This window comes from Streptomyces sp. ICN903, from assembly GCF_022015835.1.
Classification (GTDB): domain Bacteria; phylum Actinomycetota; class Actinomycetes; order Streptomycetales; family Streptomycetaceae; genus Streptomyces; species Streptomyces fenghuangensis.
In genome coordinates this window covers 1-23,543 of sequence record NZ_JAKMAY010000065.1, presented here as the reverse complement: position 1 = coordinate 23,543, position 23,543 = coordinate 1, and the positions used below count along the sequence as shown (strand labels likewise).

The following is a 23,543-nucleotide window of genomic DNA, read 5'->3' as shown; positions in this document are numbered from 1 at the left end:
GCACCGGTGGCGCGGGGGGCGCGGGGGCGTCCTTCACCGGCGCCGACACCTCCACCAAGCTCAAGCTGCTGGGCGTGGACGTGGCCTCCTTCGGCGACGCGCTGGGGAGGACCGAGGGCTGTCTGGACGTCGTCTACTCCGACTCCCGGGCGGGGGTCTACAAGAAGCTGGTGGTCGCCGCCGACGGCACCCTGCTGGGCGGTGTGCTGGTCGGCGACGCCGAGGCGTACGGCACGCTGCGCCCGCTGACCGGCAGCGTCCCGCCGGTGGCGCCCGAACAGCTCGTCCTGCCGGCCGGAGCCGGGGCGCCCGCGGCGCTGGGGCCGTCCGCGCTGCCGGACGACGCGGTGGTGTGCAGCTGCCACAACGTCACCAAGGGCGCCGTCCGCGCGGCCGTCACCGAGCACGCGTGCGCCACCGTGCCCGAGGTGAAGAAGTGCACGAAGGCGGGCACCGGCTGCGGAAGCTGTGTCAAGGTGCTCACCGCTCTCGTCAACGACGAGCTGGAGGCGAGCGGCGTCGCCGTCGACAAGGGCCTGTGCGGCTGCTTCGCCCACACCCGCGGCGAGCTGTACGAGATCGTCCGCACCCGGCGGCTGTCCACCTTCGCCGAGCTGCTGGACGGCCACGGCCGCGAGGAGGCCCGCGGCGGGGAGGGCTGCGAGGTCTGCAAGCCGGCCGTCGCCTCGGTCATCGCCTCGCTCGCCCCGGTGCTGGGGGCCAGCGGCTACGTACTGGACGGCGAGCAGGCGGCACTGCAGGACACCAACGACCACCATCTGGCCAACCTCCAGCGCAACGGCTCGTACTCGGTCGTGCCGCGCGTCCCCGGCGGTGAGATCACCCCCGAGAAGCTGATCGTGATCGGCGAGGTGGCCCGCGACTTCGGTCTCTACACCAAGATCACCGGTGGTCAGCGGATCGACCTGTTCGGCGCCCGCGTCGACCAGCTCCCGGCGATCTGGGCGCGGCTGGTGGAGGCCGGTTTCGAGTCCGGCCACGCCTACGGCAAGGCGCTGCGCACGGTGAAGTCGTGCGTGGGGCAGACCTGGTGCCGCTACGGGGTGCAGGACTCGGTGCGCATGGCCATCGACCTGGAGCTGCGCTACCGGGGCCTGCGCGCGCCGCACAAGCTGAAGGGGGCGGTCTCCGGCTGCCAGCGCGAGTGCGCCGAGGCACGGGGCAAGGACTTCGGCGTGATCGCCACGGCGAACGGCTGGAACCTGTACGTGGGCGGCAACGGCGGCGCGACCCCGCGCCACGCCGACCTGCTGGCCAAGGACCTGTCGGACGCCGAGCTGGTCCGGCTGATCGACCGCTTCCTGATGTTCTACATCCGCACCGCCGACCGGCTGGAGCGCACCGCCGCCTGGCTGGAGCGGATCGAGGGCGGCCTGGACCATGTGCGCGACGTGGTCGTGCACGACTCGCTGGGGCTGTGCGCCGAACTGGAGGAGCTGATGGCCGGCCATGTGGCGAACTACCGCGACGAGTGGGCCGCGACGCTGGAGGACCCCGAGCGGCTGCGGCGCTTCGTGTCCTTCGTCAACGCCCCCGACGCGCCGGACCCGTCGGTGCGGTTCGTCGCCGAGCGCGAGCAGGTCCGGCCCGATCTGACGCTCCTGTCCGGCCCCGACATCCCCGTCCGCACACTCGAAGCCCTCGAAGGGAGCACGGCCCGATGACCACGGCGACGACCGAGGTGACGACCGAAGTGACGACCACAGCGGCGGCCGAGGTGACGGCCGAGGTGACGGCCGGGACCGCGGCCGAGGCGGCGACCGCCGCCGTTTCGGGTGAGGACCGGGCGGCCGGGTCGCGGGTGGAGGTGCGCGCCGGCGGCGGCTGGGCCGCGGTGTGCGGCCTGTCCGATCTGGTGCCGGGGCGGGGGGTGGCGGCGCTGCTGCCCGACGGCCGGCAGATCGCCGTGTTCCGGGACCGGGCGGGCCGGACGTACGCCGTCGGCAACCGCGATCCGTTCACCGGCGCCCGGGTGCTCTCGCGCGGACTGCTGGGTTCGGCCGGCGGCCGGGCGTTCGTCGCCTCCCCGCTGCTCAAGCAGCGTTTCGACCTGGCCACGGGCCGGTGTCTGGACGACGAGGCGGTGTCGGTGCCGGTGTACGCCGTCCGCACCCGCTGAGGAGCCCCGAAGGGCGGTGGGAACCGCCGGGCAGAGGCGAAGGACCCCGGCCGCGGCCCGTGTGGGGCGGGCCGCGACCGGGGCCCGGCTGTGCCCCGTCCGGCACGCCGGCCACCCTGCCCCGGCGGTTCGGCGCACCGGACGGGAGCCGGTGTCAGCCCGCGGCGCACTCCTGTCCGCCGAGGCTGACGCGGGTGCCGTCCTGGGCGGCGCCCCCGCTGGTCTGGAAGCCGAAGGAGACCGTCCCACCGGCCGGGACCGTGCCGTTGTAGGCGGCGTTGGCGACGGTGACGGTGTTGCCGCTCTGCGAGAAGGATCCGTTCCAGCCGTTGGCCAGACGCACACCGGCCGGCAGGTCGAACTGCGCGCGCCAGCCGCTGAGGGCCTGTCCGGTGCGGATGGTCACGGAGACGACCGAGCCGGTGTCCCAGCGGTTGGAGACGGTGAAGACGGCGGAGCAGTCGCCCGGCTCGGGGTCGCCCGGGTCATCGGGGTCGCCGGGGTCGTCCGGGTCGCCGGGGTCGCCGCCCGCCGCGACGAAGGCGTCGCGCAGCGCGTCGTAGGCCGGCTTGGGCCGGTAGTTCTCGTCCCAGGGGCAGGCGGCGCCCTCCCCCGGGAAGACGTCCGGCACCCAGGAGTCCCGGTCGCTGACGCCCCAGACGGTGATGCCGGAGCAGCGGGAGACCGCCAGGCAGGCGTCGGCCACCGCGCGGTAGTCGCGGGCCTGCTGCTGGAGCTTGGAGTTGTCGGACGGCATCCGCATCCGGATGTCCAGCTCGGTGATCACGACCTCCAGGCCCAGGTCGGCGAAGCGCTGGAGGTTCTGCCGGATGGCCGGACCGTTGACGTTGCCGACGATGAGGTGGTTCTGGAAGCCGACGCCGTCGATCGGCACGCCCTGCGCCAGCAGGTCGCTGACCAGCCGGTACAGGCCGTCGCTCTTGGCGTTGTCGAGCTCGGTGTTGTAGTCGTTGATGAACAGCTTGGCGTCCGGGTCCGCGGCGCGGGCGGCCCGGAAGGAGTCGGCGATGTAGGAGGCGCCGAGCTGCTGGTAGAACTTGCTCTGCCGGAACGAGCCGTCCTCGTTGAACGCCTCGTTGACCACGTCCCAGCGCTGGACCTTGCCCTTGTAGCGGCTGACCTGGGTGGTGACGTGGTCGGTCATGATCTGGCGCAGCTCGGTGTTGGAGAACGAACCGTTCTGCAGCCAGCCCGGCATCTGGCTGTGCCAGACCAGGGTGTGGCCGTAGACGAGCTGGTCGTTGGCCTGGGCGAACTGGACCAGGCGGTCGCCCCCGGCCCAGTTGTACTGGCCGCGCTGGGGTTCGACCGCGTCCCACTTCATGGCGTTCTCGGCGGTGACGCTGTCGAACTCGGTGCTGACGATGTCGCTGTAGGTCCCGTTGCTCAGCAGGCCGTCGTTGACGGCCGTGCCGATGAAGCGGCCGGTGGACTCGGCGACCTCGCGCAGGGAGGGGTCGGCCGCCTGGCTCGGGGCGCTGAACCCGAAGGTCAGGGCCGCGGCCGCGGCGGAGGCGGCTACGGTCGCCCGCGCTAAGCGGCGTACGGTGCTTACACGGTGTTGCCTCATGCTGGGGTGTCCCTCTCTCGACTCCCCGGAACTCTTTCCGGAAGACTGTTGGAAGGTTTCGAGGGTGCGCCGGGAACGGTAGAGCCGATGGGAACGCCCGTCAACGGTGTGCGCGTGTGGAGGAGAGAGCATGGGAGACGGCATGACGGACGGCGCGGTCGCCGCGGCCGGCAAAGTCGCGGAGCAGAGGATGGCACCCAAGGTGGAGCAGAAGGTCACGATCACGGCGATCGCCCAGGAGGCGGGGGTCTCGGTCCCCACGGTCTCGCGGGTGGTCAACGGCCGCTCGGACGTCGCGCCCGCGACCCGGGCCAGGGTCGAGGAGCTGCTGCGGCAGTACGGCTACCGCCGCCGCACGGCCTCCTCCGGCGACCGGCCGGCCCTGATCGACCTGGTCTTCAACGATCTCGACAGCCCCTGGGCGGTGGAGATCATCCGCGGCGTGGAGGAGACCACGCACGAGGTCGGCTTCGGCACGGTGGTCTCGGCGATCCACGACCGCGCGGGCTCGGCCCGGCAGTGGATGCGCAACCTGCGGGCCCGCGCCTCCGGCGGCGTGATCCTGGTGACCTCGGTCCTGGAGCCGGTCCTCCACGAGGAACTGCACCGCCTCGGCGTGCCGCTGGTGGTGGTGGACCCCTCCGGCTCCCCGGCCCTGGACGCGCCGACGGTGGGCGCCACCAACTGGGCCGGCGGCATGTCCGCCACCGAGCACCTGCTGGAACTGGGCCACCGCCGCATCGGCTTCATCGCCGGGCCGCCCAGACTGCTGTGCAGCCGCGCCCGGCTGGACGGCTACCGCGCCGCGCTGGAGGCCGCCGGCGTCGGAGTGGACGACCGGCTGATGGTGCCGGGCGACTTCTACCACGAGTCCGGCTTCAACGGCTGCAACCGGCTGATGGACCTGGACGAGCCGCCCACCGCCCTGTTCGCCGCCAGCGACCAGATGGCGCTGGGCGCGATCGAGGCGCTGCGGCGGCGCGGGATGCGGGTGCCGGAGGACGTCAGCATCGTCGGGTTCGACGACCTTCCGGAAGTGCGCTGGTCGGCTCCGCCGCTGACGACGGTGCGTCAGCCGCTGGTGGAGATGGGCAAGGTCGCGGCCCGCACCGTACTGCGTCAGGCCAGGGGCGAGGAGATCGACTCCCCTCGCGTGGAACTCGCCACTGAGCTGGTCGTTCGCGCCAGCACGGCGCCACTGCGGGACTGACTCGGGCAGCGGACCGGACAACTCCATATAACGGGCGCATCACGCTGCCGGGCCTCGGGTCCTCTTTTTTGTCAGACCTGTTGACACCGCTGGAGCGCGTACGTACTTTCCCACCACCACTACCGATAATTTTCGGATTCCTTCCGGAAGGTACGCGATGCGAACAGCAGTGCAGGGCTCGGCCGCAAGAGGCCGCAGGGGATTCGGGCGGCGCCACGCCGCCGGGCTGACGGCGGCGGTGCTGGCGGCCTCCGTACTCACCGCCTGCGGCAGCGGTGGGCCGGGCGAGGAGAAGGCCGGCGGAACCCTGAAGGTCTGGGTCTACCAGGACGCCTCGACCAAGGTGCAGCGCGAGGCCGTCGAGCGGTTCAACAAGACCTCCGACGTCAAGGCCGAGCTCGTCGAGGTGCCCGGCGAGGGCTACCAGGACAAGATGCGCAGTGCGATGGGCACGCCCAACGCACCGGACGTCTTCTTCAACTGGGGCGGCGGCAGCATCAGCAACTTCGTCGAGAAGGACATGCTGGTCGACCTCACGCCCGAGATCCAGAAGGACGACAAGCTCAAGGACGCGTTCCTGCCCTCGATCCTCAACGCGGGCAAGGTGAACGACAAGATCTACGGCGTCCCGATGCGGGGCATGCAGCCGGTGGTCCTCTTCTACAACAAGGACGTCTTCGACAAGGCCGGCGTCCAGCCGCCCGAGTCCTGGGACGACCTGCTGGATCTGGTCGACACCTTCAAGAAGGAGGGCGTCACCCCCTTCGCGCTCGCCGGCACCGACGCCTGGACCGAGCTGATGTGGGTCGAGTACCTGCTGGACCGCATCGGCGGTGCCGAGGTCTTCCAGCGCATCCAGGACGGCGACTCCTCCGCCTGGGGCGACCCGGCCGTGCTGAAGACCGCCGAGACCATCCGCGACCTGGTGGACCGCGGGGCGTTCGGCAAGAACTACGCCTCGGTCAACTACACCGCCGACGGTGCCTCCACGCTCTTCGCCAAGGGCAAGGCCGCCATGCACCTGATGGGCAGCTGGGAGTACTCCAACCAGCAGGCCAACCAGAAGGAGTTCGCCGAGAAGGGCCTGGGCTGGACCACCTTCCCCGCCCTCCCCGACGGCGAGGGCGACCCCAAGAACGTCGTGGGCAACCCCACCAACTTCTGGTCGGTCAACTCCAACCTGAAGGGCGCCGAGCGCGAGGCGGCCCTGGAGTTCGTCAAGACCGCCGCCGAGGACTGGTACGCCGAGGCCCTGGTGGACAACGGCGACGTGCCCACCAACTCCGGTTCCGAGGACATGCTCACCGGGCACCCCGCCCCCGACTACGCCCTCTTCCAGTACGACCTGGTGCGCGACGCCCCGAACTTCACCCTCTCCTGGGACCAGGCGCTGCCGGCGCAGCAGGCCTCGCCGATGCTCACCAACATCCAGAAGCTCTTCAACAAGCAGCTCAGCCCCGAAGAGTTCGTCGACGCCATGAAGGCCCTGAAGTGAAGCAAGCACCAACCGCGTCGCCGCGCGTGGGCCGCCCGGGCATTGCCTGGGCGGTCCCCGGCGTGCTGTTCTTCGTCCTGTTCGCCGTCGGCCCGATGGTGCTGGTCGGCTACCTGTCCTTCACCGACTGGGACGGCCTCGGCGACTTCCCCTCGATCAGCGGAACGGGCAACTGGGAGCGGCTGTTCGACGACCCCACCATGCGGCAGGCCATCTGGCTGAGCATCCTGCTCACCGGCGTGAGCTGGCTGATCCAGACGCCCGTCGCCCTGCTGCTGGGAGTGTGGTCGGCCGGCCGGCAGAAGAACCGGGCCGTCCTCAGCGCGATCTTCTTCCTTCCGCTGCTGGCCTCCTCGGTGGCGCTGGCGCTGCTGTGGAAGTCACTGCTGGACCCCAACTTCGGCCTGATCTCCGACATCGGCCCGTGGCTGGGGATCGAGGACGGCAACCTGCTCGGCACCGGTGACGGCGCCTTCGCCGCCGTCGCCTTCGTCGCCGCCTGGCAGTTCATCCCGTTCCACACCCTGCTCTACCAGGGCGGCGCCCGGCAGATCCCCAAGTCCTTCTACGAGGCCGCCTCCATCGACGGGGCGAGCACCGTTCGGCAGTTCTTCTCCATCACCCTGCCGCAGCTGCGCAACACCATCATCACCTCCTCGGTGCTGATGGTCGTCGGCGCGCTGACCTTCTTCGACACCGTCCTCATCCTGACCGAGGGCGGGCCGGGAACGGACACCACGATCGTGCCCTACCTGATGTACGAGACCGGCTTCCAGGCGTACGACATGGGCTACGCCAGCGCCATCGCCACCACCTTGGTGATCGTCGCCACCGCCATCTCCCTGCTGATGGTCCGGGTGACCGGCTTCAGCAAGATGCGCAGCACCCGGGAGGGGATGTGAAGACCGCCACCAGGCCGGAGCACCGGCCCTCCCCCGCCGCCGAACGGGACGAGAAGCCCCAGAAGCGCAACGACCGGGGCCTGCTCGGCAGGCTGCGCCGCGTCCGCAAGTGGAACATGCCCGCGGGCGTCGCCTCCGTTCTCTGGCTGGTCGTCGTCGGCCTGCCGCTGTACGTCCTGGTCCTCACCACGCTGCGGGACCGCGACTCCTACTTCGACGAGGGCGCGCTGAGCCTGCCCGGCGAGCTCACCCTCGACAACTACCGCACGGTGCTGGAGAGCGACTTCCTCACCTACCTGCTCAACACCGCGGTCGTCACGGTCGCCACCGCCGCGATCGTCATCGTGCTCTCGGTGGGCATCGGCTACACCGTGGTGCGCACCCTCAGCCGGACCTCGCAGCGGATCTTCCAGTTCTTCCTGCTGGGCCTGGCGATCCCCGCCCAGGCGGTGATCATCCCCATCTACCTGCTGATCACCCAGATGCAGCTGTACGACAGCCTGCTGGCGATCATCCTGCCCGTCTCGGCGTTCTGCCTGCCGGTGTGCGTACTGATCCTGTCCTCCACGATGCGCGACATCGAGGAGGAGATGTACGAGTCGATGGCCCTGGAGGGAGCGAGCCAGACCCGCGTCCTGCTCCAGCTCGTCGTGCCCCTGTCCCGGGGCGGGATCTCCACCGTCGGCGTCTACGCGGCGCTGCAGGCCTGGAACAACTTCCTCTTCCCGCTGATCCTCACCCAGTCGCGCGAGAGCCGGGTCCTCACCCTCGGCCTCTACGACTACGTCGGCCAGTTCCGGGTGGACATCCCCGCGCTGCTCGCCGCGGTCGTGCTGTCGATCGTGCCGATCTTCGTCGTTTACCTCTTCGCGCGCCGTCAGCTCATCAACGGCCTCATGGGCGCCGGCGGGCGCTGAGTCCCACGGGGACGCGCGAGACACGCTGACGCCTGACAAGGAGCCTCATGCATCACCACCCCTGGCAGGACCCCTCCCGACCCGTCGAGGAGCGCGCCGCCGACCTGCTGTCCCGGATGACCCTGGAGGAGAAGCTCGCACAGCTCTCCAGCGTCTGGCCGGGTTCCGAGTCCGACGGCGAGGACGTCGCCCCGCTCCAGCACGAGGTCTCCGAAACCGTCGACCTGGACGCCCTGCTGCCCCACGGCCTGGGCCAGCTCACCCGCCCCTTCGGCACCGCCCCCGTGGAGCCGGCCGAGGGCGCGCGGGCCCTGGCCGCCTTCCAGACGAAGGTCGCCGAGGCCAACCGCTTCGGCATCCCCGCCCTCGCCCACGAGGAGTGCCTGACCGGCTTCACCGCCTGGCAGGCCACCGTCTTCCCCACCCCGCTGGCCTGGGGGGCCACCTTCGACCCGGCACTGGTGCGCGAGATGGCCGCGGCCATCGGCGACTCCATGCGCTCGGTCGGCATCCACCAGGGGCTCTCGCCGGTCCTGGACGTGGTGCGCGACCCGCGCTGGGGCCGCACCGAGGAGTCCATCGGCGAGGACCCCTACCTGGTGGCGACGGTGGCCACCGCCTATGTGGCGGGCCTGGAGTCCACCGGCATCGTCTCCACCCTCAAGCACTTCGCGGGCTACTCCGCCTCCCGCGGCGCCCGCAACCACGGCCCCGTCTCGATCGGCCCGCGCGAGCTGGCCGACGTGATCCTGCCGCCGTTCGAGCTGGCCCTGCGCGAGGGCGGGGCCCGCTCGGTCATGCACGCCTACAACGACCTCGACGGCGTCCCGGCCGCCGCCCACACCGAGCTCCTCACCGACCTGCTGCGCGAGGAGTGGGGTTTCGACGGCACGGTGGTCTCCGACTACTTCGGCGTCTCCTTCCTGGAGATGGCCCACCGCGTCGCCGACTCCCCCGCCCGTGCCGCCGCCCTGGCGCTGGCCGCGGGCGTGGACGTGGAGCTGCCGGGCCTGCGCTGCTACGGCGAGCCGCTGCTGAAGGCGGTGCGCTCCGGCGAGGTGCCCGAGGAGCTGGTGGACCGCGCGGCGCTGCGGGTGCTGCGGCAGAAGTGCGAGCTGGGCCTGCTCGACCCCGACTGGTCGGCCGCCCCGCCCGCCGCCTCGGCGGACACCGTGGACCTGGACCCGCCCGCGATGCGGGAGCTGGCCCGGCGCGTGGCCGAGGAGTCCGTCGTCCTGCTGGACAACTCCGGCGGCGCCCTCCCCCTGGACCCCACCGCCCGCATCGCCGTGGTCGGCCCGTACGCGGACGAGCGGGCCGCCATGCTGGGCTGCTACACCTTCCCCCGGCACGTGGGCGTCGAGCACCCCGAGCTGCCCCTCGGCGTGGAGATCCCCACGCTGCTGGACGCCCTGGGCGCCGAACTGCCCGGGGCGATCCTGACCGACTCCCCCGCCGACGCCGACATCGTTATCGCGGCGCTCGGCGACCGCTCCGGCCTCTTCGGCCGCGGCACCTCCGGCGAGGGCTGCGACGCCGCCGACCTGACCCTCCCCGACGGCCAGGCGGCGTTCCTGGACGCCCTGCTGGAGAGCACCGACAAGCCCGTGGTGCTGGTGCTGCTCACCGGCCGCCCGTACGCGCTCGGCCGGTGGGAGGGCCGCCTGGCCGCCGTGGTGCAGGCGTTCTTCCCCGGTGAGGAGGGCGGACCGGCGGTCGCCGGGGTCCTCACCGGGCGGGTCAACCCCTCCGGCCGGCTCCCGGTCAGCGTGCCGCGCGGCACCGGCGGCCAGCCGTGGACCTACCTCGTGCCGCCGCTGGGACTCAAGGGCGACGCCAGCAACATCGACCCGACGCCGCTGTACCCCTTCGGGCACGGCCTGTCCTACACCTCCTTCGATTGGGAGGCCGCGGGCACCGGCGCCGGCACGCTGCCGACCGACGGCTCCGCCGAGGTACGCGTCACCGTGCGCAACACCGGTGAGCGGGCCGGCACCGAGGTCGTCCAGCTCTATCTGCACGACCCCGTGGCGCGGGTGGCCCGGCCGGTCGTCCAGCTGGTCGGCTACACCCGGGTGACGCTGGAGCCGGGGCAGGCGGCCGAGGTCGTCTTCGACTTCCACGCCGACCTGGCCTCGTACACCGTGCGGCCCGGGCAGCGGGTCGTCGAGCCCGGGGCGGTGGAGCTGCGGCTGGCCGCCTCCAGCGCCGATACGCGCCACACCGTGCCGCTGACCCTGACCGGGCCGGAGCGCACCGTCGGCTTCGACCGCCGGATGACCTGCGGGGCAAAGGTCCGCGTCCTGCAGCCCTGATCCGGCCCCGAGCCGGGGCACCCGCTCCGGAGCACCCGCTCCGGAGCCTTTCGGGCCGGCGCCCGCCCCGCCCCCCGGCGGGCGCCGCGCTCCTCGCCTCGGCGTCCCGTCCGACCTACGCTGTGCCGCGCGAAGGAGACGATCGCGCCGTCACCGTGGGACCGGGCGCGCGCCGAGGCGAGGAGCTGTGACACCGATGGGCTGGACGGTACGGGACATCCCCGGCCTCGGCGGGCGTACCGCCGTGGTGACCGGGGCCAACAGCGGTCTGGGCTACGTGACCGCGCGCGAACTGGCCCGGCGCGGCGCCCAGGTGGTGCTCGCCTGCCGCGACCGGGGGCGCGGGGAGGCGGCCCTTGAGCGGCTGCGGGCCGAGGCGCCCGGGGCGAGCGCCGAGGTACGGGTGCTGGACCTGGCCGATCTGGCATCGGTGCGCGCCTTCGCCGAGACGCTCCCCTCCGACCGGCTGGACCTGCTGGTCAACAACGCGGGGCTGATGGCGATCCCGTTCTCCAGGACCGCCGACGGCTTCGAGACGCAGTTCGGCGTGAACCACCTGGGCCACTTCGCGCTGACGGGACTGCTGCTGGAGCGGCTGCTGGCCGCCCCCGCCGCCCGGGTGGTCACCGTCTCCAGCCTGATGCACCTGCTGTCGGACGTCGATCCGCACGATCCGGCGAGCGGCGTCAGGTACAACCCGTGGACGGCCTACGCCCGATCCAAGAGCGCGAACCTGCTGTTCACCCACGAACTGGCCCGCCGCACCGTCGAGCACCGCCTGGTGGCCGCCGCCGCCCACCCCGGCTGGTCGGCGACCGAGCTTCAGGGCAGGGGCCCGCGGCTGGCCGGCAACCGCGCCATGGAGCGCGGGGCGCACCTGCTCAACCGGCTGGTCGCCTCCTCCCCGGAGCTGGGCGCGGCCCCCACCCTGTACGCCGCCACCGCCCCCGGTGTGCTCCCGGACTCCTTCACCGGCCCGCGTGTGCTGGGCGTGCGCGGCGCGCCCGGTCCGTCGCCGCGCGCCCGCCGCACCCGCGACGACGCCGCCTCCGCACGGCTGTGGGAGACCTCCGAACGGCTCACCGGCGTGCGCTACGACTTCGCCGTGCGCTGAGCCGCGCGTCCGGCGCGACGACCGGTGTTGGGGCAACCGGCCGCCCGGCGCGGCCGGTTGTTCATGCTCCGTCAAATCGGGTTCCCTACCGTTCCACGTCGTTCGACCCCGCGCCCGACCGGCCGCGGGGCCAGACGACTTCGGTGGAGTGAACGTGGAACGTCGTAACTTCCTGCGCGGAGCCGTGCTCACCGGATCAGTGGCCGCCTTCGGCGGCTCCCTGTGGCGCGGAGCCTCCCACGCCGCACCCGCCCAGCCCGGCGCCGGACCCTACGGGGCCCTGCAGCCGGCCGACGCCAACGGCATCCGGCTGCCACAGGGTTTCACCAGCCGGGTGATCGCCCGCTCCGGGCAGAAGGTGCCCGGCACCTCCTACACCTGGCACAACGCACCCGACGGCGGCGCCTGCTACGCGGACGGCGGAGGCTGGATCTACGTCTCCAACTCCGAGATCAACCCCGGCGGCGGCGCGAGCGCCGTCCGCTTCGACTCCTTCGGGAACATCACCGGCGCCCACCGCGTCCTGTCGGGCACCCGGCAGAACTGCGCGGGCGGCAAGACCCCGTGGAACACCTGGCTGTCCTGCGAGGAGGTCGACCGCGGCTACGTCTACGAGACCGACCCGTGGGGCGTGAGGCCCGCCGTGCGCCGGGACGCCATGGGCCGCTTCAAGCACGAGGCCGCCGCCGCCGACCCGGTGCGCAAGGTGATCTACCTGACCGAGGATGTTTCCGACGGTTGCCTGTACCGCTTCCGCCCCACCACCTGGGGCGACCTGTCCTCGGGGACGCTGGAGGTGATGACGGGCGGCTCCGGCACCTCCGGCTCCATCGGCTGGGCCCGCGTCCCCGACCCGTCGGCCGCCTCCACCGCCACCCGCCACCAGGTCTCGGCCGCCAAGCACTTCAACGGCGGCGAGGGCTGCCACTACGCCGACGGCACCTGCTGGTTCACCACCAAGGGCGACGGCCGGGTGTGGCAGCTCAACGCGGCGAGCGACACGGTCGAGCTGGCCTACGACGACTCCCTGGTCTCCGGCGGCGCTCCGCTGACGGGCGTGGACAACGTCACCGCCTCGTCCTCCGGCGACCTCTTCGTCGCCGAGGACGGCGGCAACATGGAGATCTGCGTGATCACTCCGGACGACGTGGTCGCGCCCTTCCTGCGGATCGGCGGCCAGTCCTCCTCGGAGATCACCGGTCCGGCCTTCTCCCCCGACGGCTCCCGGCTGTACTTCTCCAGCCAGCGCGGCACCAGCGGCAGCGGCTCGGGGGGCATCACCTACGAGGTGCGCGGCCCGTTCCGCTTCTGAGCGCGGACGCGGGTGCGGCGGGGCCCCGGCGTCCCCGCCGCGCCCGGCGGCAGGGGTCAGCGGTAGTCGTCGGGGTGGTCCTGCATCCAGACGTTGATCCGGTCGCGGGTGCCGAAGATCAGGTCCTGGTGGGACTTGAGGTGTTCGTAGGAGCGGTCCTCGCCGATCCGCTCCCGCATCGCCGCGATCCACTCGATCGGCTCGGGGAAGTGGCCGGGGCCCTTGCGGTCGGCCTTCATCGCCGCGTCGAGGCCGATGAGTTCGTCGACGACCCGGTTGAGCAGGTACTCGCAGTTCCCCGGGGTGCCGCAGGAGTCGTGCAGGGTGGCCTGGAGCCCGGCGAACGCGTCGCGGACCGCCTTCGGCCCCGGGCTCGGCCTCTGCGGCGAGAAGGCGGCGGACTCCTCGGCCTCCGCCGAGGCGGAGGCGATGCCGCGCAGTTCCTCGGAGGCGGGCCCGGCCGTCTGCTCCGAGGCCGCGGGCGGAGAGGGCGAGGGGCCGCCGCCCGCCTCCCGGTCCGCACTCCCGGAGCAGGCGGACAGCGCCAACGCGACGGGGACGGCGAGCATGGCGGCTCTGGCACGGCGGGTACGCACGGCGGGGTCTCCTAACGGGAGGTCAGCGGTCGACTGTCGTGCTGACCCCAGGAGTTCACCGGCCGGGGCCACGCTCCGACCGTACGCCATGCCGCCGGGGCCGCCGTGCGCGCACCGGGGTGGCGGGGTGCGCGCACGGCGGGGCCTGATCACCCGGTGAGGACGGTCACCCGAAGGGGACGGTCAGCACCGAGCCGGAGCCGACCCGGAGCTTCGCCGGGCCGTTGCCGATCGCGCTCCAGACCTCGACGCGGATCGTTCCGCCCCGCAGGTCGCCCAGGCTGCCCGAGGCCGACTTCAGGCCGGCGCGGGAGGCGTCGTACTCCTCCCAGCCGTCCACCGGGTCGGTGGCGAAGTAGCGGTAGGTCTCCACCCGGTCGAAGGTGCCGTCGCCGGTCAGGTCGTACGACACCCGCGCCTGCTGCCCGAGTCCGACGGCCGTGCCCGCGTCCACCTTCAGGCGGAAGCCGGTGGTGCCGCCGGGCTCGTAGGTGCCGTCGACGTTCCCGATCTCGTAGACCAGCGGCCGGTGGGGGGTGCCGTCGTGGTTGGCGCCGCCCGCCGAGGCGATGGTGTCGGCCGACGCGGTGGCGGCCTCGGTGGTGCTCAGCGCCCCGCCGGAGCGCAGGTGGAAGGTGTCGCCGGTGGCGGGGGGATCCTGCGGGTCACCCGGCTCGCCCGGGTCCGTGGGGTCCGCCGTGCCGGTGCCGGTGGCCGTGGAGCGGGCCGGGACGGTCAGCTTCCCGCCGTCGGAGAACGTCACGGTCACCGCCGAGCCGGAGTGGTTGTGGGCGACGTAGGTGCGGGTTCCGTTCTTGGTGAAGACCGCGGCGGTCGGGCTGTCGGCGGTGACGGAGGTGTCGGGGGCGCCGATCGCGTCCAGGGTGGTGACCCAGTGGTAGGTGTGGGCCCTGCTCTCGCCCGCCTCCGGCTCGTACCCGCTGTGCTGCGCGTCCCAGGCGGCCTTGCCCTTGGCCGGGTCGGCCAGTGCCTGGAACTCCCAGAAGATGTCGCGCCACTCCACGGCCGGGCCGCCGTTGGCCTTCTCCATCTCGGCGATGCTGCGCCGGATGGCGTCCTTGTTGCGGGCCAGGTGGAGGGAGCCGCCGGTCACGGGGAGGACGTTGATGCCGTGGATCTCCTCGGGGTTGGCCGTCCACCAGGTGGAGTAGGCGCCGCCGCTGCCCCAGACCATGCCGACCACGTCGTGGCCGAAGTCCTCGGGGTAGACCTCCTGGTCGGCGTCGAACCAGTACTGGGCGATGGCCTCGGACTCGGTGGTCAGCAGGTAGACGCCCAGGTCGCGCAGGGAGTCGTCGCCGGTGGCCGAGCCCCACAGGACCAGGGCGGCGCTGAGGTTGACCGACTCCGAGGACGACTCCTGGTTGTTGCCCGCGGCGAAACCGGCGTGCCCGGCGGCCCAGCTGTGGCCGGCGTAGACGTCGAAGCCGCGCAGGAAGGGGAACATCCCGTCGGTGCGGCTGGGGTTGGCGGCGTCCCTCACCAGGGTCTTCACCATCCCGCCCCAGGCGGAGTCGGCCGCCCAGGCCCGGTCGTACTGGGCCACGATCGCCGCGGCCATCACGTAGTACGAGTAGTGGAAGTGGTGGTCGTTGAGCTCCTTGTCGCTGCCGTAGGAGGCGGGGTAGCCGATGAGGGTGCGCCAGTCGCGGTCGTAGGAGAACTCCGAGGCCCCGCCGACGGTGAACCACTCCTGGAGCCGGCCCTTGATCAGGCCGAGCAGCTTGTCGCGCAGGCCCGTCTCGCCGATCTGGTCGGCGATCGGCACCAGCTGGGCGAGCTTGCCGAGCTGCTTGCCCGTCCAGTAGGTGTCGGTGGCGCCGTCGAACGGGTCGGCGGCGTTCGCGACCTGTTCGATGTAGCCCTTGAGCCTGGCCTCGTCCACGGCGTCCGGCACGGGCAGGCCGGGCAGTACGCCGGTGACCTTCTGGGAGGTGGTGAAGGAGGCGCCCTCGCGGACCTTCATCTCACCGCGCGGCGAGGCGTAGGTCCAGCCGGTCAGGGCGTCGGAGGTGTGCAGCCACTGGTGGCGGTAGAGGGCCTGGAGGGTGCCGCGCTCGCCGCCCTCCTTGGCCGTCGTGGTCAGGGTGTAGGTGGCCCTGATCCGGCCGGCGGCCTCGTCGTAGTCCCAGGCCACCTTGGATCCGGTGACGAAGCTGAAGGCGTACTTGCGGAAGGTGGCCAGCGCGTCCCGGCTCGGCAGGACGGCCAGCGAGAAGTAGTCCTTGCCGCCGAGGTTCGCGCGGACGTCGGTGCCCGAGACGGTCCAGTCGCTGCCGCTGGGGGCGAACAGGGCGTAGTGCCGGCCGCCGATGGTGATGCCGAGCACGTTGCCGTCGTCGGCGAAGACCTCCGGGGTGCTCGCGGCGGAGATCCGCGCGGCGCCGCCGCTGCCCTGGGCGTAGACGTACGGCAGGCCGTGGCCGATGGTGGCGCGCAGGGTGCGGGAGCCGTCGGACCAGTAGGGGGTGACGGTCCAGTCGCTCCATCCGTCCGCCTTGGCGTCGGGGGAGTTCAGGCCGGCGATGCCGAGGGTCAGGTCGCGCTTGTGCGTGAACTCGTACTGGCGGCCCTCGCCCACGACGGCGTGCGAGGCGGGATGGCCGACCTCCAGGCCGCCGGAGACGGCCCGGTAGGTGAGGGGGTGGCCGTACATGTTCTCGGAGTACGGGTTGTCGGGGTAGCGCTGGAAGGCCAGGGAGGACCACCAGTCGTTGGTGGGCACCGGCTTGTCCGCCACGGCCGCGGTGACCTTGGGCTTCACCGGCGCCCCGGCGTTGTTCTCCGGTCCGGCGGCGCCGGCGGGGCGGGTGTCGCTGTAGCCGCCCCGGCCGACGGGGACGGTGGCGGCCGTGGCGGTGTCCGCCCCGACGGCGCCGAGGCCGGTGGCGACGGCCGCCGTGGCCGCCACCGCCGCCAGCAGCGCGGCGGGACGTCTGCGGAATCTCATGAACGGCTCCTGTGGGGGGTGTGCTCGGAGGTTTCTGAGAGCGCTCTCAGATCCCGGCAACGTAGGTTTCCTCTGACCCAGCGTCAAGATGTTCGACAGAAACAATCTTGAACAGCCGGTGAGTGTTCAGGAGTTGACGTCTTTGACCCCGGTACGTCCACCGGGTCCGCCCGGATCCGGCCCCGGGCCCGGAGACCGGCCCGGGGCACGTATGTGCGGGGAGCCGCTTGCGGGGGCGAGAGCCGGTGCCGACCGGAGGGAGCGCCCGTATGCTGGCCACATACCGTCCGTCGGGGCCGTGCCGAGACCGCCGGCCGGGCGAGGAGGTGAGAGGGAATGAGCGTTGCCATCGACCACACCGGGCCCTGGACCGTCGCCGACGTCCTGGCCCTGCCCGAAGACCGCAGGACCCGTTACGAGCTGCTGGGGGAGTCCCTCGTAATGTCCCCCGCACCCGGTATCCGCCACCAGCGGGCCTCGTTCCGCCTGCACGTCGCTCTGGACACGGCCGCCCGGGCCGTCGGTGCGCCGGTGGAGGTCCTGGAGGCCGTCAACGTCATCCTCCCCTCCGGCCTGGTGGTGCCCGATCTGGTGATCGCGGACGCCGGTGCCACCGTCGAGGACGGGGTCAGCGTCGACGCCGAGGCCGTGCGGCTCGTGGTCGAGCTGGTGTCCCCCGGCAACCGCACCGTGGACCGCAAGTTCAAGCCGATGCTCTACGCCGAGGCCGCCATCCCGCACTTCTGGCGCCTGGAGCTCGACCCGGCCCCTATGCTCGTCGTCCACGAACTGGAGGGCGGCCGGTACACGGAGCGGACCACGGCTCTCGCGGGCACGACCACCCGTCTGGACACCCCCTTCACCGTCGAGATCGACCCGGCCGGACTCGTCCGGCAGTAGCCGCTCCGCGGCGCGGACGCGGAAGGGCGGCGCCTGCGCCGCAGGTGCCGTCGGGGACGCCGGCCTTGCCGGCGGGCCGGTCCTGTCCTCACGTGACAGGCGGCCAGGGCTGTTGGGCGAGGTGGCGCTGCAGGTCGATGTGCCGGAGCTGGTACACGGCCCCCATTTGTCGCAGTACGCCCCGATGACATGCGTCCTGAAGAAACGACATCAGATCCCTTGGTGCCCCGTGACGCATCGCAAGGTAAATCTGCGTTATGAAAAAGTTTGGCCACACCGAAACGAAGCGTCCGACCACAAGGCCCATCATAGCCCCGACCATAGAAAAAAATGCGGACGTACACCAACCCAAAGGAGAGCCAATCAGGAACCATGCAGCCCAAAATGACATAATCCAAGGCAAACCGAAGGAGAGGGTACACACAAGCACGGTCGACCTGAAAGCCCGATAATCCCGAGAGAAAAGCGCCACCGGATCGGAGGAGACCGCTGGATCGGATTTTTTTGCACTGAGCCCGCCCATGACTCCAACAGAAAGCGCAAGGAGGGCAAACACCAAGCCCGCGGATGTCAATTCCACACCGAAATCGTATTTGACCCAGAAGGCGAGGCAGAGCGCAATTCCTGAGAATGCCGTGGCGGCGAATGGAAGCTTGTTACCCTTGGCTGACCAACGCAGTTCCGAGGTGGGACCAGGGGATTTATTCAAACTTACAGTCATGGCCCAAACAGTAAGCGCCACAAAAAGGCCGCTGAACGCTCCGGGCGTGAGACTTGATTCAATTACGGATATAATTCCAACCAAGATTCCGGCTACGAGCCCGATTGTGAACTTGATCAGCAGGCGATGAGCGTACAGGGGGTCGCTTGGTAGATTTCCCACCACGCCAGGTCGGGGCTTCCGAAGCGATTGTTCTCCAAATTTCTGGCAAGAAGGACCAGAGTGCGGTACACCTGGTCATACGGCCAGCGAGGCGGGCTGGGCTGGTGAGCGGTGCAAGCAGCAGGGATAAACGCTTTGAACAGATACCGATCCACGGCGGAGCGATCGGTGAAGGTTTCGGCGTCGCACAGCTCGTCCGGGTGTGGAACCGAATACGAGTCAGCTTTGATCCCGGGGCGCGGATTGTAGATGGTGCGGGCCAGAAACAATCCGAGTGGAGTAGCGAGAGCCCGCCCGACCGGGGTGCCGGTGTCCAGTTGGGCGATGACGGCGTCCCACCGCCGGGATGCGGGCGTGTGTGATCCGCCCGCATCCCGGCGCAGGTAGTCGGCGGCCTGCTCGCGGGAGACGGGGAGCAGGTGGATGCCAGCAGCGCCGTTGAGCCGCACCACGGCGTCCGGGCGGGCCACTGCAGCCCGGTACTCGGTGGATCGAGCGGCAAGGACCAGGGGTAGCTTCGCGGGCAGAGCCCGGTTGATCTTGTCCAGCGCGACAGCGTGCATGGCAGGGGGCAACTCGTCGAAGCCGTCCAGCAGTGGCAGGATCAGCCGGGCATCCAACAGTTCCTGGGCGAGGTCGTGGGCTTCGGGCCGGGAGGTGACGGTAGTGGCCGAAGAGGAGGCCGCAGCGCGCAGCCCCGGGTGGGCGCGCCGCAGTTGCTCGGCTATCCACTCCTGCAGCCGCTGGCTGGTCGAGTCCCAGGATGCCAGGGAGAACAGCACCGGCACCGGCCCGCCCGCAGGGCGTCGCGCGATGAGGTCCTGGAGCAGGTGGATGAGCAGCACGCTCTTGCCCGCGCCGGGCTCGCCCAGCACGACCAGGCGGCGGGTGGGTACCCGTTCACTGAACACCTCGCCGATCTGCGGCGCATCACCGCCCGCCAGCCCGTCGGCGCTCGCAGGCCACCGGGCCGGATCGTTCGGAGGGCCGCCGGGCCAGGCGCGGGCCAGGGCGGTGAGCTGTTCCCAGGGCTCCACCAGGTCCGGGTCGGCGGCCCGCCAGGAGACCGGCAGGGGGTAGGGGTCGTTGATCCGGCGGACCTCCGCCTCGGCCTCCCATTGCGTGCGCACCGCGTCCGCCAGCCGGTCGGTCACCGCCGCGAGGTCCACGGCGGCGGCCTCGACGCGGTCGTGCTTGAACGCTTTCCATGCGATGTAGAGCGGTCCTGCCGCGAGCAGCGCCGTGGCCGCCGTCTCGGCCACCTTCGAATCGAAGCGCCAGGCCAGGAGCAGGGCTCCGGCCGTCGTCAGCCCGACCAGCAGCAGGGATCGCAGTCCCACGCGCTTCAGTACCTGCCCCTGTCCCCCACGCGTCACAGCAGACCATCCTGCCCTGCTGTGTTCCGACGGGGGAGCCGTTCGCGTCAGACGGGGAGTTTCTGTTGGTCACCGGCCAGTTCCCTCTGGCCGTACTCAGGCCAGTCCGGCCCAGTCGTCGAGGGTGATCACAGCAGCGGCCGGCAGCCGCAGTTCGGGATCGTCGGGGGCGTCCTCAGGCATCAGGCCGGGCACGTCCGTGAGCCGGGCGAGGCCGCCGGGCCCTTGTCCTTGATCTCTGCGGTGATGCGGGCGAGCTCTGCGGGTGTTCTGTGATCGCTTCTCGGGTGGCGGCCAGAGCACTCCCAGGGCACATACGGGTGGAAATCACCAATAAACAGTGGGATACGGAAAGAGCCGTATGCGCCGGTCAGAGACCAAACCAGCGCATACGCACAGCTCATTGCGGAAGGGCGGCGCCTCCGCACAGGCGCCGCCCTTCCTTTTGTGCGCCGGGACCGCCGTTCCCGCCGGTGAGGGTCGGCCGGCGGGACGGTCCCGGTGTCAGGTGGTCTCCATCAGCCGGTCAACGGCTGTCACTGCCCTCCCCGCTGCCCATGGCCGCCGCGCGGCCCGCCTCCAGGCGGGCGACGGGGATGCGGAACGGGGAGCAGGAGACGTAGTCCAGGCCGATCCCGTGGAAGAAGTGGACCGACTCCGGGTCGCCGCCGTGCTCTCCGCACACGCCCAGCTTGAGGTCGGGGCGGGCGGCCCGGCCGGCCTCGACCGCGCCTCGCACCAGCGCGCCGACGCCGTCCCTGTCGATGGTCTCGAACGGCGAGACCCCGAAGACGCCCTTCTCCAGGTAGGCGGTGAAGAAGCTCGCCTCCACGTCGTCCCGGCTGAAGCCCCAGGTGGTCTGGGTGAGGTCGTTGGTGCCGAAGGAGAAGAAGTCGGCGCACTCGGCGATCTGGCCGGCCGTCACCGCCGCGCGCGGCAGCTCGATCATGGTGCCGATCAGCAGCTTCAGGTCCACGCCGCGGGCCTGCTGGACCTCGGCGATGACCTTCTCGGCCTCCTCGCGGACGCACTCCAGCTCCTGGACGGTGCCCACCAGCGGGATCATGATCTCCGCGCGGGGGTCGCCGCCGGCGGCGGCCCGGTCGGCGGCGGCCTCGGCGATGGCCCGCACCTGCATGGTGAACAGGCCGGGGATGACCAGGCCCAGGCGCACGCCGCGCAGGCCCAGCATCGGGTTCTGCTCGTGCAGCCGGCGGACGGCCCGCAGCAGCCGCTGGTCGTCCTCGTCGGCCTCGCCGCGGGCCTCGGCGAGCGCGACCCGCACCGACAGCTCGGTGAGGTCGGGCAGGAACTCGTGGAGCGGCGGGTCCAGCAGCCGTACCGTCACCGGCAGGCCGTCCATGGCTTCGAACAGCTCGACGAAGTCGCCCTTCTGCAGCGGCAGCAGCGCGGCCAGCGCGGCCTCGCACTCCTCGTCGGTCTCGGCCAGGACCAGGCGCTCGACCAGTTCGCGGCGCTCGCCGAGGAACATGTGCTCGGTGCGGCACAGGCCGATGCCCTGGGCGCCGAAGCGGCGGGCGCGGGCGGCGTCCTCGGCGTTGTCGGCGTTGGCCCGCACCCGCAGGCGGCGCTCGCCGTCGGCCAGGGTCATGATCCGGTGCACGGCCCGGACCAGCTCGTCGGCCTGCTCGTCGGGCCGGGTGCGGCCCTCGAAGTACTCCACGACCGGGGAGGGCACGACGGGCACCTCGCCGCGGTAGACGCTGCCGGTGGAGCCGTCGATGGAGATGACGTCGCCCTCTTCGACGACCAGGCCGCCGGGGGCGGTCATACGGCGCTGCCTGAGGTCGACCTGGAGCTCCTCGGCGCCGCACACGCAGGTCTTGCCCATGCCGCGGGCGACGACGGCGGCGTGCGAGGTCTTGCCGCCGCGGGAGGTGAGGATGCCCTCCGCGGCGATCATGCCGTCGAGGTCGTCGGGGTTGGTCTCGCGGCGCACCAGGATGACCTTCTCGCCGGCGCGGGCGCGGGCCACGGCGGTGGCGGAGTCGAAGACGGCCGCGCCGACGGCGGCGCCGGGCGAGGCGGCGATGCCCCGGCCGATCCGCTCGACCGCGCCGTCGCCGGTCCGGCTCTCGTCGAAGCGCGGGAACATCAGCTGGGCGAGCTGGGCGCCGTTGACGCGGCGCAGCGCCTCGGTCTCGTCGATCAGGCCCTGGTCGACGAGCTGGGTGGCGATGCGGAACGCGGCGGCGGCGGTGCGCTTGCCCACCCGGGTCTGGAGCATCCACAGCTTGCCGCGCTCGATGGTGAACTCGATGTCGCACAGATCCCTGTAGTGGTTCTCCAGGGTCTCCATGATCTGCATGAGCTGGTCGTAGGACTTCTTGTCGATCGTCTCCAGCTCGGCCAGCGGCACGGTGTTGCGGATGCCGGCGACGACGTCCTCGCCCTGGGCGTTGGCGAGGTAGTCGCCGTAGACGCCCTGCTGGCCGCCGGCGGGGTCGCGGGTGAAGGCGACGCCGGTGCCGGAGTCGGGACCGAGGTTGCCGAAGACCATCGAGCAGACGTTGACGGCCGTGCCCAGGTCGTGGGGTATGCGCTCCTGGCGGCGGTAGAGCTTGGCGCGCTCGCCGTTCCAGGAGTCGAAGACCGCGCGGATGGCGAGGTCCATCTGCTCGCGCGGGTCCTGCGGGAAGTCGCGGCCGGTCCGCTCCGAGACGATGCCCTTGAACTGCTCGACCAGGCCCTTGAGGTCGCCGGCGTCCAGATCGACGTCGGTGGAGACGTTCCGGGCCCGCTTGGCCTCCTCCAGCGCCTCCTCGAACAGGTCGCCGTCGACGCCGAGGACGGTCTTGCCGAACATCTGGATCAGGCGCCGGTAGGAGTCCCAGGCGAAACGTTCATCCCCGGCCTGGGCGGCGAGTCCGGCCACGGAGGCGTCGGACAGGCCGATGTTCAGGACGGTGTCCATCATCCCCGGCATGGAGAACTTGGCGCCGGAGCGGACGGAGACCAGCAGGGGGTCGTCCGCCTGGCCGAGCTTCTTGCCCATCTTCTCCTCGAGGGCGTCGAGGTGGGCGCTCACCTCGTCGCGGAGGGCCGGCGGTTCGGAGCCGGAGTCGAGGTAGACCTTGCAGGCCTCGGTGGTGATGGTGAACCCGGGAGGGACCGGGAGACCGAGGTTGGTCATCTCGGCGAGGTTGGCTCCCTTGCCTCCGAGGAGGTCCTTGAGGTCCTTGTTGCCCTCGGTGAAGTCGTAGACGAACTTCTGGGTTACGTGAGGCTCTTGGTTTTCCGGCAAGAGAATCGCGCTCCTCGCTGGATCCCCTCGGCGGAGGCCGGGGGAAGGCTGCCCTGACGGCGGGGAGCGTACCCAGATCGAAGGATTTCGAGTACGGCCACCAGTGGTCCATGGGGGCGTAACCACTGATCCGCCGAAGGATCGAAAGTAAAGGCTGATTCAAGTGGCTCGAGTTGGTTCATTCACCACTCGAAGCCTTCGACGCTCTGAGTAGTGGATGCGGGCCGCTCTCGCCACTCTGGGCGACATCGGCGGTGGCCGGGTGAACGGAAGAGGGGTGGCACCCAGTGCCACCCCTTGGAGAAGTGCAGAGCCGTTTTGATCGCTCATATGAGCACGAGGTCTATCAGAGTGGCGAGCATCACCCTCTTGACGAGCCCAACATCTCAGCCATTGGACACATAAGGGAGCTACGCCGCTCGAATGAGCGCTCGGTAGACGCGCCCCTCCCGGTCCGCCGGCGCTTCCCTCACAGCCCCATGGCGGCCAGCCGGGCATCGGCCCGCTCCGGCGCGTACAGGTGCTCCACGACCATCGCCCCCGCCCCCACCAGCCC

General features: G+C 71.2%; 16 protein-coding genes. 10 read left to right on the top strand and 6 right to left on the bottom strand.

The genetic code is table 11. From position 1 onward, the window contains the following. Together nirB and nirD are read left to right on the top strand one after the other, a co-directional pair. Nucleotides 1-1,685 (top strand): nitrite reductase large subunit NirB (gene nirB, locus L7D48_RS09460; protein WP_237878533.1); only part of this gene is annotated, 1,685 nt, incomplete at its 5' end. After that, a complete protein-coding gene (gene nirD / locus L7D48_RS09455) occupies nucleotides 1,682-2,140 on the top strand; it encodes a nitrite reductase small subunit NirD (RefSeq protein WP_256462632.1) in 459 nt (152 codons plus the stop codon). The genes nirB and nirD, both read left to right, overlap by 4 nt. A 154-nt stretch (nucleotides 2,141-2,294) precedes the next feature. Here nirD and L7D48_RS09450 read toward each other — a convergent pair whose 3' ends face one another. Further along, nucleotides 2,295-3,731, bottom strand: coding sequence for an endo-1,4-beta-xylanase (locus tag L7D48_RS09450; protein WP_237878532.1), 1,437 nt, complete (start codon nucleotides 3,729-3,731; stop codon nucleotides 2,295-2,297). Between the two features lie 190 nt (nucleotides 3,732-3,921). Here L7D48_RS09450 and L7D48_RS09445 point away from each other — a divergent pair, with 190 nt between their 5' ends. From L7D48_RS09445 to L7D48_RS09415, 7 genes are all read left to right on the top strand, one after another. Beyond that, nucleotides 3,922-4,941 carry a LacI family DNA-binding transcriptional regulator gene (locus tag L7D48_RS09445; protein ID WP_237878536.1) on the top strand — a complete coding sequence of 340 codons (1,020 nt, stop codon included), beginning with the start codon at nucleotides 3,922-3,924 and terminating at the stop codon, nucleotides 4,939-4,941. A 238-nt stretch (nucleotides 4,942-5,179) separates the two neighbouring features. Further along, on the top strand, nucleotides 5,180-6,436 hold the full coding sequence (locus tag L7D48_RS09440) for an extracellular solute-binding protein (RefSeq protein WP_237878535.1): 1,257 nt from the start codon (nucleotides 5,180-5,182) through the stop codon (nucleotides 6,434-6,436). Beyond that, the gene (locus tag L7D48_RS09435) at nucleotides 6,433-7,338 is read left to right on the top strand and encodes a carbohydrate ABC transporter permease (protein ID WP_237878531.1); all 906 of its coding nucleotides are present in this window, start codon (nucleotides 6,433-6,435) and stop codon (nucleotides 7,336-7,338) included. The genes L7D48_RS09440 and L7D48_RS09435 overlap by 4 nt, the downstream gene beginning before the upstream one ends. After that, on the top strand, nucleotides 7,335-8,255 hold the full coding sequence (locus L7D48_RS09430; protein WP_374491797.1) for a carbohydrate ABC transporter permease: 921 nt from the start codon (nucleotides 7,335-7,337) through the stop codon (nucleotides 8,253-8,255). Before L7D48_RS09435 ends, L7D48_RS09430 begins: the two co-directional genes overlap by 4 nt. Nucleotides 8,256-8,302: 47 nt before the next feature. Then, nucleotides 8,303-10,570 (top strand): glycoside hydrolase family 3 N-terminal domain-containing protein, encoded by a 2,268-nt coding sequence (locus tag L7D48_RS09425; protein WP_237878530.1) that lies wholly within the window; start codon nucleotides 8,303-8,305, stop codon nucleotides 10,568-10,570. A 196-nt stretch (nucleotides 10,571-10,766) separates the two neighbouring features. Next, a complete protein-coding gene (locus tag L7D48_RS09420; RefSeq protein WP_237878529.1) occupies nucleotides 10,767-11,684 on the top strand; it encodes an oxidoreductase in 918 nt (305 codons plus the stop codon). Between the two features lie 154 nt (nucleotides 11,685-11,838). Next, complete coding sequence (locus tag L7D48_RS09415; protein ID WP_237878528.1) at nucleotides 11,839-12,996, top strand: alkaline phosphatase PhoX; 1,158 nt, start codon at nucleotides 11,839-11,841, stop codon at nucleotides 12,994-12,996. Between the two features lie 56 nt (nucleotides 12,997-13,052). Here the strand turns inward: L7D48_RS09415 and L7D48_RS09410 are convergent, their stop codons facing one another. Both L7D48_RS09410 and L7D48_RS09405 read right to left on the bottom strand, forming a co-directional pair. After that, a complete protein-coding gene (locus tag L7D48_RS09410) occupies nucleotides 13,053-13,592 on the bottom strand; it encodes a hypothetical protein (protein WP_237878527.1) in 540 nt (179 codons plus the stop codon). A 166-nt stretch (nucleotides 13,593-13,758) separates the two neighbouring features. Then, nucleotides 13,759-16,563, bottom strand: a complete 2,805-nt coding sequence (locus L7D48_RS09405; RefSeq protein WP_237878526.1) for a glycosyl hydrolase — start codon at nucleotides 16,561-16,563, stop codon at nucleotides 13,759-13,761. Nucleotides 16,564-16,899: 336 nt separating this feature from the next. On the opposite strand from L7D48_RS09405, the gene L7D48_RS09400 reads away from it, so the two are divergent. Then, nucleotides 16,900-17,463, top strand: coding sequence for a Uma2 family endonuclease (locus L7D48_RS09400; RefSeq protein ID WP_237878525.1), 564 nt, complete (start codon nucleotides 16,900-16,902; stop codon nucleotides 17,461-17,463). An 88-nt stretch (nucleotides 17,464-17,551) separates the two neighbouring features. Here L7D48_RS09400 and L7D48_RS09395 read toward each other — a convergent pair whose 3' ends face one another. The 3 genes from L7D48_RS09395 to ppdK form a co-directional block, all read right to left on the bottom strand. Then, nucleotides 17,552-18,184 (bottom strand): hypothetical protein, encoded by a 633-nt coding sequence (locus L7D48_RS09395; protein ID WP_237878524.1) that lies wholly within the window; start codon nucleotides 18,182-18,184, stop codon nucleotides 17,552-17,554. A gap of 116 nt (nucleotides 18,185-18,300) precedes the next feature. Continuing rightward, nucleotides 18,301-19,686: an NACHT domain-containing NTPase gene (locus tag L7D48_RS09390; protein ID WP_237878523.1), complete on the bottom strand. Its 1,386-nt coding sequence runs from the start codon at nucleotides 19,684-19,686 to the stop codon at nucleotides 18,301-18,303. 562 nt (nucleotides 19,687-20,248) lie between these two features. Then, nucleotides 20,249-22,987 carry a pyruvate, phosphate dikinase gene (gene ppdK / locus L7D48_RS09385; RefSeq protein ID WP_237878522.1) on the bottom strand — a complete coding sequence of 913 codons (2,739 nt, stop codon included), beginning with the start codon at nucleotides 22,985-22,987 and terminating at the stop codon, nucleotides 20,249-20,251. Nucleotides 22,988-23,543 lie beyond the last annotated feature (556 nt).